A 14,048-nucleotide genomic window follows, 5' to 3' on the forward strand; every position below is an offset into this window, starting at 1 on the left:
TACCTCTATTATAAATTTTCCCCATTACTATCTATAACTTGTTTGTACCAATAGAATGATTTTTTCTTGCTTCTTTTTAAAGTACCATTACCAAAATCATCTCTGTCTACATATATGAATCCATATCTCTTAGACATTTCACCAGTACCAGCAGAAACCAAATCTATAGGTCCCCAAGTAGTGTATCCTATCAAATCAACCCCATCAATTTCAACAGCATCTTTCATGTTTTTTATATGCTCTCTCAAATACTCTATTCTATAATCATCTTCCACATAACCATTTTCATCTGCCTTATCATAAGCACCAAGTCCATTTTCTACTATAAACATAGGCTTTTGATATCTATCATAAATATCATTTAAAGTTATTCTTATACCAAGCGGATCAACAGTCCAACCCCAATCAGTTTGTTTTAATTCTGGGTTTTTTATATCTCCTACCAAATTATCTTTACCTGTAGTAATTTCACCTGCATCTGCTTTAGCACATCTTGTTGAATAATAAGAGAAAGAAATAAAATCAACAGTATATTTAGCTAACAAGTCTAAATCTTCTTTTTCCATTTTTATATTTAATTTTTCTCTTTCAAACTTTTTTAAAGCATAATTAGGATATTTTCCTCTAGATTGCACATCAACAAAGAAATACATCTCATCATTTTTTTGTTGAGCAGCTAATACATCTTCAGGTTTTGAAGAGTAAGGATAATAAACTCCAGCAGCTAACATACATCCAACTTTATTGTTAGGGTCTACTTCATGAGCTATTTTAGTAGCTATTGCACTAGCAACCAATTCATGATGGCTTGCCTGATATTTCATCTCCTCTTCGTTTTCACCCTCTTCGAAATAAAGCCCAGCTCCCATAAAAGGTGCATGCAAAATCATATTTATTTCATTGAAAGTAAGCCAATATTCAACTAAACCTTTGTATCTGTTAAATATAGCATTACAAAGATTCTCATAGAATTTTATCATTATTCTATTTTTCCAACCGCCATATTTTGTAATTAAATGCATAGGGCAGTCAAAATGTGTGATAGTTACTAAAGGTTTTATATTGTATTTTAAACACTCTTTAAATACATCTTCATAAAATTTCAAACCTTCTTCATTAGGTTTCTCTTCATCACCTTTAGGAAATATTCTACTCCAAGCAATAGACATTCTATAAACTTTAAAACCCATCTCAGCAAAAAGCTTTATATCTTCTTTATAGTGAGTATACATTTCTATAGCGTCTTTTGAAGGATAAAAATGTTCATTATCAAAATCAAACATTTTCATTTTTCCTTTAATAACAGCAACTCTATCTTTACCATGCGGAGCAACATCTACATTAGCTAAGCCTCTTCCGCCTTTGTTAAATCCACCTTCACATTGATTTGCTGCGGTAGCTCCGCCCCATAAAAAACCTTCTTTAAATGGCATAAATTACTCCTTGATATATTCAAAGTAATATAAAAATAATATGAAAAATATAAAAACTCAAACAAGATTTTTTCCACATTAATCTGGTAATTAATTAATATAACTTTAATTGAAATTATGAAATTTGATAATTATACTATAAACAAATGAAAAGAAAATTGAAGGAGATAACAATGAAAGAAAAATTCAATGCTTTCATGGAAAGCAAATTTCTTCCAATAATGTCAAAAGTTGCCATGAACAGATATTTAAATGCCGTTAAAGATGGTTTTGTATTTGCAACACCATTTATTATTATAGGTTCTTTTGTATTATTATTATTTAACTTACCTTTAAATGATCCAACAAATTTTTTGTATTTTCCTCCTTATGAAAATTTTGTGAAAGCATTTGCAGGAAATTATATACAAATATTTAATGTTAGTATGGGAATATTGTCATTATTTGTTGCTTTTGGTATTGGACATTCTTTAGCTGGATATTATGGACAAGATCAAACTACAAATGGTTTATTGTCTATGTATGCTTTTTTGTTATTATCTGCAAAATCTTTAGCTGTAACTGTAGTAGGAGCTGCTGCTGAGTTATTGCATGTAGCTGAGGAAGTTAATGTTGGAGTTTTAGATGCAAGATACTTAGATGCTAAGGGACTTTTTGTTGCTATTATTGCTGCTTTATTATCTGTAGAGATAGCAAGATTTTTAGTTACTAAAAACATTATGATTAAACTTCCTGATTCAGTTCCTCCTGCTATATCTAAATCTTTTGAAATATTAGTTCCTGTAATTGTAATTTCTTTTGTATTCCAAACTATAAACATGCTTATACAAAATAATATGAAAATTATGGTTCCAGATTTAATTATGAAAATTTTACAGCCATTGTTAAATATGTCTGATGGCTTAGTATCTATAATAATTATATTACTATTAGTACATATTTTGTGGTTTTGCGGTATACATGGTGCTAATGTAGTTAATGTTGTTTTACAGCCTATTGCTCTTACTAATTTGGCTCTTAATCAGACAGCTCTTGCAGCAGGCGAACAGATACCTAAAATTTTATCTGGTGAGTTTATGAATTGTTTCGTATATTTTGGAGGTTCTGGTGCTACTTTGGGTTTATGTATTGCTATGATTATGACTAAAAATGCTCATATGAAATATATTGGAAAACTTTCTATAGTACCCGGTTTCTTTAATATTAATGAGCCTATAATGTTTGGGGCTCCTATAGTAATGAATCCTATATTTGTTATACCTTTCATTTTAACTCCTGTAATTAATGCTACTATAAGCTATACGTTTATGAAGCTTAATATAATAGGTAGGGTTGTGGCATTAGTGCCTTGGACTACCCCTTCTATATTAGGTTCTTTTATCTCTACTAATTTAAACTTTGTTGCACCTATATTAGTTATTGCTTTAATAATTTTAGATTATTTTATATATAAACCTTTCCTTAATATGTATTTAAAAGAATTAGAAAAAGAAGAAAGCGCTGCTGCAAACTAATAAATATATATTTACTATTTAAGAGGTGAGATATTAATCTTGCCTCTTATTTTATATAAATTTCACCTGTTTTATTTTTTATATTCTCTAATATAAAGCTTGTTTTGTTATATATCTTCACACAATCAAATATTACAACATTTCCTTTGTGGTCAATAATATCTTCTTCTTTGCATTTAGAACAGCCCACAGACATACTCTTTGGACAGAATGAAAAGTTCATCGCTGGAATTAAACCTTCTTTTATAGATAATGTATGTTTTAAATTTTTGCCTGCTTCAATGGCCGATATAACAACGTCAACTCCTAATTTGTATAAAAAGTCTACAGTGTAATTATTAATTGCATTAAGCCCAATGCCAGCCCATAATATAGCTTTTCCTTTAAGTGCTTCAATGTGTCCCAAATTATTGCATATCACAATCATACCGCTTGTTTTCTCTACTATGCTTTTTATCACTTCAATATCTTTATCAAATGTTACATGAGGGAGAATTATTCCGTCTATTTTTTTAGCTTCAAAAAGTTTAATTATATTTTCATCATAAACACTTGGAAATAATATTTTTTTATCATAATGAATATCAGAATATAAATTAATTTTCTCTTCACTTCCTGCAATTAATACTTTTATATTGGTGTTTGGATAATTAATATTTGTGTATATATTTTTATTATAATTAATTTTTTTTGACTGCATTAAAACATTTTCTAATTTTTCAATTAAGCTTCTTCTTGCTTCATTTAAAATTTTTACAGGTATAAAAGGATTTTTAAAATTCTCTTCAATATTAATATTCTCAAATTCAAATACAGTGCCTCCAGTTTTTGAAAGAGAATTAAAAATATCTTCTTTTGTTGTTGATTTTGTTTTAGCTTCTTGAATTATATAATTGCTAATATATTCTATATTGTTTAGTCTATCATCATATTTGCTTGTAACTATCAATTTTATTTTTTCATTATTAAAACCAACAATACAATTTAAATCAAGCAAATGCTTAAAATTATCGCTTTCAATTATTTTCTCTGCCTCGTCCATTTGAAGTTTATCAGTAGTTCTATAAACTTCATCGCCTACATTTACATTTTTTATAACAGCTGAAAAACTTAAATTTCCTTTCTCTCTTTTTACCCTCACATTATCTTTATATAAATCAGAAATTTGCATTCCTACCTGTCCGCTCTCTCCAAATGAAATCCCATCATAAACATTTAATTCTTTCTCTGCTTTTATATATATTTTGTTTTTCTTGTATGCTGTAACTTCTCCTATATATTCTCCATCATGACTTGGCTTATAATTTTCAAAAATATCTTTTGAGTTATAATAATATCCTTGAGAAAATCCGCCTCTATTAAAAATCTTCATTAAACTTTCTCTATATTTTTGGGTAGGTATATCCTTATTTTCTAAAGCCAAATCAATTGCATGTCTATATATTGAAGTTGTGATTGCTGCATATTCGCTTCTTTTTGCTCTGCCTTCAATTTTAAAAGAAGTTATTCCGCTTTCAAGCAAGTTTGGTATTATATCAATAGTCATCAAGTCCTTAGTGCTTAGAGGATAATCGGTTTTTCCGCCAGTGTATTCCATTCTGCAAGGCTGGGCACATGCTCCTCGGTTTGCACTCCTTCCCCCATGCAAATAAGAATAGGCACATTGACCAGAAAAACTTACGCATAAAGCTCCATGCACAAAAGTTTCAAGTTCTATGTCTATGTTATCTCTAATATATTTTATATTCTCTAAACTCATCTCGCGTGCTAAAACAACTCTGTCAATTCCTACGTTTTTTAAAAGTTTTACACTATCTAAATTATTACAAGACATCTGAGTGCTTGCATGCATGGCAATATTTAAATTATTTCTAACAATATCAATAATTCCTAAGTCCTGCACTATAATGGCATCAGCTCCCAAATTATAAACGCTTTTTATGAGAGGAAGCACTTTATCAATCTCATCATTATAAACCAAAGTATTAACTGTAATATAAACATTCACATTTCTTAATTTTGCGAATTTTATATTATTTTCTAAAGCCTTTTCATCAAAGTTTTCTGCAGCACCAACTCTCGCATTAAAACTTTTAGTGCCAAAATACACAGCATCAGCTCCCGCATTAACAGCAGCCTTTAAACCTCTTTCATCTCCAACCGGTGCGAGCAATTCTATTTTTTTGTTTTGACTTTTTATATTCAAGTTATTTCCTAATTTAGTAAATTTTTATTATTTTGGGGACTAGTCCCCAAACCCCTACTTCTTTTGCGACCGAAGGAAGTGCCTGCGGCGTGACCCAAAGAAGCAAAAGGACTATATTTAAAATAATTTAAGTTAATGATATTAAAACATTTACATATACTAAAATACAAAAATTGTATATATTGTTAAACTATAGCATATAAGTAAATGAATTCAAGTGTTAAATAGATTTTTAATAATTATATTTTATAGTTGCAGTTCTTTTTGTTCTTTTTAAATTTAATATTTCAATTATTGACATTGTATCTATAATTATGTAAACTTTATTATGTTTATTAAATAAAAAGGTATTTGTATAATGATTAAAGTGAAAGTAAATGATTTAATGCAAAAAGTATATGATAAATTCAAAGCGGTAGGTGTATCAAATGAACAGGCGGCTATAGTAACAGATTTATTAATTTACGCTGATATGAGCGGCATACATTCTCATGGAGTTATTAGGGTAGAGCATTATATAAAAAGAATAAAAGCTGGAGGAATAAATTTAAATTCAAAATTTAATATAGAAGAAAAAAGACCTTCTTTTGCATTAATGGATGCTGACGGCGGATTTGGACATGTTGCAACGCAGTATGCTATGGAATGGGCTTTAGAGACAGTTGAAAAACAGGGTATTGCTTTAATAGGAATAAAAAATAATAGTCATTCAGGTGCTTTAGGCTATTATAACAAAATGGCTATAAATAATAAAAAAGTTTCTTTAATAATGGTTAATACTGATCCTTGTGTTATACCTTTTGGCGGAAAGAGACCATTTTTCGGAACTAATCCTATAAGTTATGGTTTTCCTGCCAAAAAAGATTTTATACTTGGAGATATGGCAACAAGTGAGGTATCATTAGGACGCATATTTACAGCACGTAAAAATAATGAAACAGTACCTATGAATTGGGGAGTTGATAAGAATGGCAATCCTAGTTCCAATCCTCATGAAATAAAATATGTTGTTCCTTTCGGCGGAGTTAAGGGATATTTAATAATGACTATGGTTGAAGCTTTTACTGGGCTTTTAATAGGGCAGGCATACTGCAATAATTTAGTAAAAATGTACGGCGATATGGATAAAAAAAGAAACCTTTCTACATTTATGCTTGTTGTTGATCCTGCTGTTTATAATGATTTAGATACTTATTTAAATACTGTGCAGTCATTTATTGATGATATAAGAAAAGAACCTGCTTTAAAAGAAGGCAAAACTATATCAATACCTGGAGAGAGAGAAGAGTCTTGTTTTTTTGATTATTTAAAAAATGGAATACCTTTATCTGAGCATGTTTATAAATATATTTTTGATAAAACTACTTAAAGTATAGCAAAAGATAAGTAAATAATATAATTTTATTTTCTTATCATATAATCAATTGATTTTGTATTTCTGCTTCCGCACTTAGGGCATTTATGCTTAGAAAGTATTATATCCACAATATTTATTTTGTGAGATTTTTCAAATATTTTACCGCAATCATTACATTTATAAAGGAAAGGCCCAACAAAAGGCAACATAAAAAACTCCTTAATTATAATTATTAATCTTTATACTTAATATAAAGTTCATCTTCCATATCAAATTTTTCTATTAAATATTTAATTAAATAAAATTTTCTTTCGCTGCTGTAATTATTTTCTGCAAAATATATATCATTTATATCTATTGGATATTCAGATCTAAGCTCATTTTTATTTTTTGTAATCTGTATTAAATTTTGCATCTCTTCAGTAAAAAATAAATTAGAGTTTTGATTATAATAATATTTTAATATATGACTAAATAGTTTTGATACATCAGTTATATTTATTTTTTCGCCATTAAATATTATATAGTCTAATTTTTTACCTGTAGGGTCATCTGCTTCAAATATATTAACTTCTTCAGTAATTATATTATTATTTTTTTCTATTTTTACATTTGGATATATCCATACTATAATGAATCTGTCTTTTAATTTATCAAAGCGTGTTTCTAAATTTTTAATATTCCATTCATCTATAGTTTTTAAATATTCATTAAGCCAAAGATGACTGTATTTATATCCCTGTTCTTTATTATCCACATTCATATTTTTTTTATCTAAAAAAGTTTTATTTGAAAGTTCTTTGTTGTTTGCTGATATTGTTAAATTAGCTATTGTATGAAGTCTACTTTGCATTTTTTCGTATTCTTTGTCTTTTAAATTATCTTTCCATTCTTTCACAGGATTTTGTGGGAATATATGTTCTATTTCAAAATCAGTTTTTGAAAAATCAATAACCGTTTTTCCAAGTCCCATTTCTAATTTATTAAATAAATATAATTTTCTTTTTGTATTAATACCATTATATATATCTTTTTCTTTCAATTTATTAATAACTTCATCATTATCTGGAAATCTCTGAACATTTTTTAATCTGCATAAATATTCTTCTAATGAATCATAATAATTATTTTTATCTATTTTACTATATAATGACATAAATATTTTATTCATAGCATTACTAAATACATCACATATAAATCTTCTAAATACAAAAGATTCTATTAAATCAATAATTTTTAAAAAAGTTTTATTATCTATAACTTTATCATTATAGTCTTTATAAATTTTTAAAAAGAATGGATATGAAACATTTACCTCTAATGTCTTTATATTTTCAAGTTTTATAAATATATCTTTATCTATTTCATTTTTTGGGTTTAATAGTTTATTATAATAATTTGAGTACTCTTTCAAAGTATTTAAATAGTTCTCTATTTGATTTAAATCACTTATAGAATATTTTTCTTTGAACTCTTCATATATCCTATTTTTATTTGGTATTTTATTATATTCTGCAGTCATAAAATCTCGAATAAAGTCTGATACCATATCTTTATTAAGACTTTCATCTCTTGCATTTTTTTCTATATGTTCCCAATAAGTTTCATAAATATATTTTTGCTCTTTTGAATTTAATTTCATCAAAATATAGTTTCTTATTAAATCCCCTTGAGATAATGTTAAACCTGTAGAGTTTAAACTCTCAAATATACGCTGAGGATCATCTTCTTTTCTATCTAAAGACATATCAACGAATATTAATTTCTCTAATCCATCTAAAATTGTTTCATAATTAATATCTGTTATTTCTTTTTCAAAAAAATTATAATTATCTATTATATTAGATTTTTCCTTGAACTCATTATTTGAAAAAATAGATTTTAATGCTTTATCATTATTTTCTGTTGGCTTTAATTTTATTTTTTCTTCGTCTGTATTAGCATATTTGTTTATAAGATAATGTTCATACATTCTATCTCTTAATCTAGTATCATTTAATTCTTCTGCTAATTTATATAATCTTAAATAAATTAATATAATTGTAGTTAATCTTTGCTGACCATCTACTATAATTAATTCTTGTATTCCTGTTTTAGGTGCATGATCATCAACATATACTATGCTTCCTATAAAATGTTCTCTATTTAATTTACCCGCATCTTTTATATCATTTAGTAATACTTTACATTCTTTTATAGTCCAATCATAGTTTCTTTGATATACTGGTATAACAAATTGAATATCATTTTTTTTAATTAAATCATTTAATTTAGCTTCACTAGCTTTCATTATTTACTCCTAAAACTCTATACGCTAATAATACACTATTTTTGTAAAAACTCTATAATTTTTATACGATTTAGGCATTAACTATATTTTAAAATTTTCTACCCTTTATTGATAAAAATAAAAATATTGTTTATAATATTTATATAGGATTTGTATATGTCAGGATTAATATTTTTATTAGTGATAATGGTTGTATTTGCTTTTACTAGATATTTTATATTACCCAAAATATTTAGCAAAGATTCAAAAAAATTTAAAAAATATGCTGAAGAAGCATATAATGATTTAGATACATTTTACAATTCAGGTAATGAACACTCTAAAGAATTAATAAAAAATTCAATTATTGGGATGGCTAAAGAAGGAAATGATATAGCAATAAAATTCTGTGAAGATAAAGGCTGGGATATTAAATAGGGTTAAAAAATTAATTACATTTCCCGCCCTCTATTTTTATTGTTTTTATCTGCAATTCTTGATTTGGTATTATTTATTGTTTAAAAAGAAATGTTAACGCCCGCACAAGTTTTATTTATAACTTAATATAAAAAATTGTTGACAATTAATGTTATATAGTTTATGATGATAATATCATATTGGATAGTAATTGTTTTTTACATTAAACCTTTTAAAGACAAGCTAAACCTATTTATATAAAAATGAAATTCGGAAGAATTATATATTTTGTTTTTATATAAATAGGTTTTTTTATTTTTAGGAGAATTTATTATGAAAGTAGGAAAGATACTTAATAATAATGTAGTTGTTGTTTTTGAAAATGGTAAGACAGAAAAAATTGTTATGGGAAGGGGTATAGCTTTTGGTAAAAAAATTGGCGATGAAATAGACGAAGAGAAAATTGATAAAACATTCCTATTAGAAAATTCAGATAATAACAGCAAACTTCAGCAGCTATTAAAAGATATACCAGCAGAGTATCTAAACACTACAGAAAAAATTATTGAATATGCTAAAACTAAAGCAGAGAGAAGTTTAAACGATTTTTTATATATCACTTTAATGGACCATATATACATGGCAATAGTAAGAACTAAGGAAGGTATCAATATAAAAAATATGATGCTTTGGGATATAAAGAAATTCTATAAAGATGAATATAGTATAGGTTTAAAAGCTATAGATATAATAGAAAATGATTTTAATATAAGACTTTCAGATGATGAAGCTGGTTTTATAGCACTTCATATAGTTAATGCTCAAACTAATGATGAGTGCGGATGCATAAAAGAAATGGGAGAGATTACAAAACTTATACAAAAAATAGTTATGATAGTGGAGAGGCATTTTAATATAAAGTTTAATGATGAATCGCTATATTATAATAGATTTATAACTCATCTAAAATTTTTTGCATTAAGGATATTTCAGAAAAATATTTATAATGGCAATGAAGATGAAGATTTGCTTGCTGTGGTAAAAACTAAATATAAAGAAGCTTATGAATGCACTTTAAAAATAGCGGAATATATTTTACTTTCTTATTCTTATGATATAAGTGATGAGGAAAAATTATATTTAACTATACATATAGAAAAGGCAAAAAGGCAGGAATAAAAAAATATTTATATATGATTTTTAATATATTTGGATGGTGACATTAAGTTGGCCAAACCTTCATTATTATAAATAAAAAATTTATTATATTGGAGGATACGCTGATGGGAAAATACGAATCATTAGCAAAAGAAATTATTAAAAATGTAGGAGGAAAAGAAAATATTAATTCTCTTACGCATTGCATTACGAGATTAAGATTCAAATTAAAAGATGAGAGTAAGGCAAATGATGATGTGTTAAAAAACATGAATGGTATTGTTACAGTGATGAAAAGCGGAGGTCAGTATCAAGTTGTTATAGGTAATCATGTGGCAGAAGTTTATGCTGATGTATGCAATATTGCTGGGTTAGAAAGTAAAAGCTCTAATAATGAAGAAGAAAGCAGTAAAGGAAATTGGTTTAACAGAGCTATAGATATAGTGTCTGGAATATTTCAGCCTATATTAGGAGTTATGTCTGCATGCGGAATGCTTAAGGGATTTAATGCTTTATTTCTTGCCTTAGGTTTATATAAAGACAGTTCAGGAGTTTCAATACTTCTTAATGGAATAGGCGATGCATTATTTATGTTTTTGCCTTTGTTTTTGGGTTTTACTTCAGCTAAGAAATTTAATTTAAAACCTATGTTGGGTTTAGCAATAGGTGCTGCTATGTGCTATCCTGCTTTACAATTAAGCACATTATCAAAAAATGCTGAGCCTTTATATACATTGTTTGCTAATACAATATTTGCTTCTGATGTTTATATAAATATCTTAGGAATACCTATAATATCAATGGATTATACATCGACAGTAATACCTGTAATATTTATAGTTTATTTTGCTTCTAAGTGTGAGAAGCTTTTTAATAAGATAATACCAGACTTAGTAAAATTCTTTATAGTACCTATGCTTGTGTTGTTGATATCATTACCTATAGGTTTTTTAATTATAGGACCTATAACAATGTTTGGCTCTATGATTATATCTCAAGTTGTATTTGCAATTAGAAATATAAGCCCTTTAGTTGCAGGTGCTATAGTGGGAGGTACTTGGCAGATACTTGTAATATTTGGCATGCATTGGGGATTTATACCTGTGTACATTAACAACATGGTAACATTAGGTTATGATAATATAATGATGCCTTTCTTTGGATGTACTTTTGCAACTGCTGGAGTTTTACTTGCTATATTTGCAAAGACAAATAATATGAAGATTAAAGAGATGGCTTTGCCTAACTTTATATCAAGTATATTTGGAGTTACAGAACCTGCTATTTATGGTATTACACTTCCTATGAAAAAGCCTTTTATAATAAGCTGTATTGTTGGAGCTTTAATAGGAGGTTTTTACGGACATTTTAATTTTAGAAAATTCTTTGCTGGCGGAATGGGTATATTTGAATTTCCAGCTATGATTAATCCTGACGGCACAAGCGGAAATATAATAGTAGCAATATTAGGAGCTGTTTTAGCTGTAGTATTAGGGTTTGTAATAACTTTCTTTACCTATAGAGATAAAAATATAGAAAATACAGAATTTGCAGAAAACAATGAAAATATAAATAATAAAAATAATAAAACAGATTTGCTTAGTAAAGAAACTATATTCAGCCCATTAAAAGGTAAATTATTAAAATTAAAAGATTCAAAAGATGGAGCTTTTTCATCTGAAAGTTTAGGTAAAGGAGCTTTGATAATACCAGAAGAAGGTAAGGCAGTATCCCCTATAAATGGTACTATTAGCACAGTTATCCCAACACTCCATGCTATAGGTTTAACATCTGATAGCGGTATAGAAATATTAATTCATATAGGTATTAATACTGTAGAATTAAATGGAAAATATTTTAAAAGCAATTTAAAAGAAGGTGATAGAGTTTCTATTGGAGATACTTTATTAGAATTTGATATTGACTCTATTATAAAAGAAGGTTACTCAATAGAAAGTCCTATTATCATAGTAAATACTAATGAATATTTAGACGTATTAGAAACAGAAAGTGATATTAATATAAATTATAAAGATTCAATATTGACTGTAATACATTAATTTTATCAAATAAAATAATTGATTATAATTAATATATAAAAAATATTAATATATAAAAATGGTCTTGGTATTTATTTATCAAGGCCATTATATTTTTTACTTACTTATAATTTCCCGCCCTTCTATATTTATTGCTTTTATCCGAACTTCTTAGCTTTATATTTTTTATTGTCTAATAAAAAATATTAATGCCCGCCCAAGTTTTGTTTAATCTTAAAAATTATTGACCGCACGCAGAGTGCATTGAAAATATATGCTTATTTGAAATTGCAATTTAAACTATATGCAAAAATGCATTCACCGTGCGTTAATAAATTTTATTTATTAAATAACATCATAAAAATTATATCTCGTTTATAACAACATCTTTAGAAATACTATGTTTACCTTTTAGAGCTTCGTATGCATCTTTTGAGCCTTTAGGTACATTTATAGTTTTTAAAGGAGTACTTTCAAAAATTCTACTTCCATTCATTGAAGGAGGTGTTTCTGATAAAAATGTTATGCTTGTTAATAATGGGCATGTATAAAAAGCTAAATCTTTAATGGTTTTAACACTAGCAGGTATTGTAATAGTTGCTAATTTACTACACCAACCAAAAGCAGAGTCTCCTATAGTTGTTAATTTTGGATTTTCTCCTTCAAACACAAAATTTTCAGCACCAGTACATGCATAAAAAGCTGAATCCTCTATAGAAGTAATAGACTCTTGTATAGTTATAGTTTTTAATGCAGAACAGCTAGCAAAAGCAGATTTAGGTATAACATTGAAATTTTTAGGTAATTTGAAAGTTTGCAATTGCTTACATGAGTCAAATATAGCTTCACCTATACTTGTTACAGAGTCAGGTATATCAATATTTTCTATAATAGAAATTTTAAAAGCTCTATCATTTATAATTTTTAGTCCATCAGGTAAATCAATATTTTTTACTTTAGTATTATAAAAAACACTAATTCCTATTTCTTGTAATTTTTTAGGCATATTTACTTCTGCTAAAACATAACAATTAAAAAATACTTTTTGTCCTATAATAGTTATATAATCAGGAAGAATAACTTTAGTTATATTCCTATTAGCAGAAGAATCACCCCCTAATATATAATCAGGAAGTTTGTTATTTTGAAATTGCACATTTTCAAATGATACTGTTATATTATTAATGTCTTTAATCTCATTTATTATAGTACCAAGATTGGTATATTTATCATAACTCCTTGTAGAAGTATTTGTAAATATTATTTTATACTCTGTTTTATCATTATAATATTTATTTAATGCAGTTTTTATCGTTTCTGATGTGGCAGTATTTATATCTATACCATATTTTTTTGCCTCTTCACTTATTATAAAAGGAGGCGGCTCAGGAGTTTCAGTATTATTATCGCCTCCAGAAGATGCTCCTCCGTCTGATGTGTTATTGTCTGGAGATGTTGATTGACTTTTGCATGATAATAACAAAGATGCAATCAAAACTATAAATATTATTCTTTTCATTTTTTTATCCTTAATTATTATAATATATCTTACTTTAGTAATATAACAAAATATATTTTATTTCATTAAAAAATTTATTAAACCTCTTTATTATTTGAAACAAGTTCAACGCACGCAAAGTAAAATTTAAAATATA

The 14,048-nt window shown here is 26.9% G+C and carries 10 protein-coding genes; 5 read left to right on the forward strand and 5 right to left on the reverse strand.

The window, feature by feature from the left end; translation table 11 throughout:
* Nucleotides 1-8 precede the first annotated feature (8 nt).
* Entirely contained in the window at nucleotides 9-1,433 is a 1,425-nt protein-coding gene (locus GQX97_RS06725) for a 6-phospho-beta-glucosidase (protein ID WP_157151183.1), read from the reverse strand.
* A gap of 173 nt (nucleotides 1,434-1,606) precedes the next feature.
* Here GQX97_RS06725 and celB point away from each other — a divergent pair, with 173 nt between their 5' ends.
* Nucleotides 1,607-2,947 (forward strand): PTS cellobiose transporter subunit IIC, encoded by a 1,341-nt coding sequence (gene celB, locus GQX97_RS06730; protein WP_157151184.1) that lies wholly within the window; start codon nucleotides 1,607-1,609, stop codon nucleotides 2,945-2,947.
* A gap of 46 nt (nucleotides 2,948-2,993) precedes the next feature.
* On the opposite strand, the gene GQX97_RS06735 is transcribed toward celB, so the two are convergent.
* Nucleotides 2,994-5,147, reverse strand: coding sequence for a U32 family peptidase (locus GQX97_RS06735; protein ID WP_157151751.1), 2,154 nt, complete (start codon nucleotides 5,145-5,147; stop codon nucleotides 2,994-2,996).
* A gap of 364 nt (nucleotides 5,148-5,511) precedes the next feature.
* On the opposite strand from GQX97_RS06735, the gene GQX97_RS06740 reads away from it, so the two are divergent.
* Nucleotides 5,512-6,522, forward strand: a complete 1,011-nt coding sequence (locus tag GQX97_RS06740) for an Ldh family oxidoreductase (RefSeq protein ID WP_157151185.1) — start codon at nucleotides 5,512-5,514, stop codon at nucleotides 6,520-6,522.
* Nucleotides 6,523-6,554: 32 nt separating this feature from the next.
* Here GQX97_RS06740 and GQX97_RS06745 read toward each other — a convergent pair whose 3' ends face one another.
* Together GQX97_RS06745 and GQX97_RS06750 are read right to left on the reverse strand one after the other, a co-directional pair.
* A complete protein-coding gene (locus GQX97_RS06745; protein ID WP_157151186.1) occupies nucleotides 6,555-6,719 on the reverse strand; it encodes a zinc ribbon domain-containing protein in 165 nt (54 codons plus the stop codon).
* 23 nt (nucleotides 6,720-6,742) lie between these two features.
* A complete protein-coding gene (locus GQX97_RS06750) occupies nucleotides 6,743-8,800 on the reverse strand; it encodes a DUF262 domain-containing protein (RefSeq protein ID WP_157151187.1) in 2,058 nt (685 codons plus the stop codon).
* 156 nt (nucleotides 8,801-8,956) lie between these two features.
* Here GQX97_RS06750 and GQX97_RS06755 point away from each other — a divergent pair, with 156 nt between their 5' ends.
* From GQX97_RS06755 to GQX97_RS06765, 3 genes are all read left to right on the forward strand, one after another.
* On the forward strand, nucleotides 8,957-9,217 hold the full coding sequence (locus GQX97_RS06755; protein ID WP_157151188.1) for a hypothetical protein: 261 nt from the start codon (nucleotides 8,957-8,959) through the stop codon (nucleotides 9,215-9,217).
* 312 nt (nucleotides 9,218-9,529) lie between these two features.
* A complete protein-coding gene (licT, locus tag GQX97_RS06760) occupies nucleotides 9,530-10,375 on the forward strand; it encodes a BglG family transcription antiterminator LicT (protein ID WP_157151189.1) in 846 nt (281 codons plus the stop codon).
* A gap of 104 nt (nucleotides 10,376-10,479) precedes the next feature.
* Nucleotides 10,480-12,414 carry a beta-glucoside-specific PTS transporter subunit IIABC gene (locus GQX97_RS06765; RefSeq protein ID WP_157151190.1) on the forward strand — a complete coding sequence of 645 codons (1,935 nt, stop codon included), beginning with the start codon at nucleotides 10,480-10,482 and terminating at the stop codon, nucleotides 12,412-12,414.
* Nucleotides 12,415-12,757: 343 nt separating this feature from the next.
* Here the strand turns inward: GQX97_RS06765 and GQX97_RS06770 are convergent, their stop codons facing one another.
* Complete coding sequence (locus GQX97_RS06770; RefSeq protein ID WP_157151191.1) at nucleotides 12,758-13,912, reverse strand: leucine-rich repeat domain-containing protein; 1,155 nt, start codon at nucleotides 13,910-13,912, stop codon at nucleotides 12,758-12,760.
* Nucleotides 13,913-14,048 lie beyond the last annotated feature (136 nt).

Source organism: Brachyspira sp. SAP_772 (assembly GCF_009755885.1).
Taxonomy (GTDB): domain Bacteria; phylum Spirochaetota; class Brachyspiria; order Brachyspirales; family Brachyspiraceae; genus Brachyspira.

Excerpts from the sequence above, each read along its gene's own strand:
- GQX97_RS06725 (WP_157151183.1), bottom strand. The coding sequence starts at position 1,433 with ATGCCATTTAAAGAAGGTTTTTTATGGGGCGGAGCTACCGCAGCAAAT.
- celB (WP_157151184.1), top strand. The coding sequence starts at position 1,607 with ATGAAAGAAAAATTCAATGCTTTCATGGAAAGCAAATTTCTTCCAATA.
- GQX97_RS06740 (WP_157151185.1), top strand. The coding sequence starts at position 5,512 with ATGATTAAAGTGAAAGTAAATGATTTAATGCAAAAAGTATATGATAAA.
- GQX97_RS06745 (WP_157151186.1), bottom strand. The coding sequence starts at position 6,719 with ATGTTGCCTTTTGTTGGGCCTTTCCTTTATAAATGTAATGATTGCGGT.
- GQX97_RS06750 (WP_157151187.1), bottom strand. The coding sequence starts at position 8,800 with ATGAAAGCTAGTGAAGCTAAATTAAATGATTTAATTAAAAAAAATGAT.
- GQX97_RS06755 (WP_157151188.1), top strand. The coding sequence starts at position 8,957 with ATGTCAGGATTAATATTTTTATTAGTGATAATGGTTGTATTTGCTTTT.
- licT (WP_157151189.1), top strand. The coding sequence starts at position 9,530 with ATGAAAGTAGGAAAGATACTTAATAATAATGTAGTTGTTGTTTTTGAA.
- GQX97_RS06765 (WP_157151190.1), top strand. The coding sequence starts at position 10,480 with ATGGGAAAATACGAATCATTAGCAAAAGAAATTATTAAAAATGTAGGA.
- GQX97_RS06770 (WP_157151191.1), bottom strand. The coding sequence starts at position 13,912 with ATGAAAAGAATAATATTTATAGTTTTGATTGCATCTTTGTTATTATCA.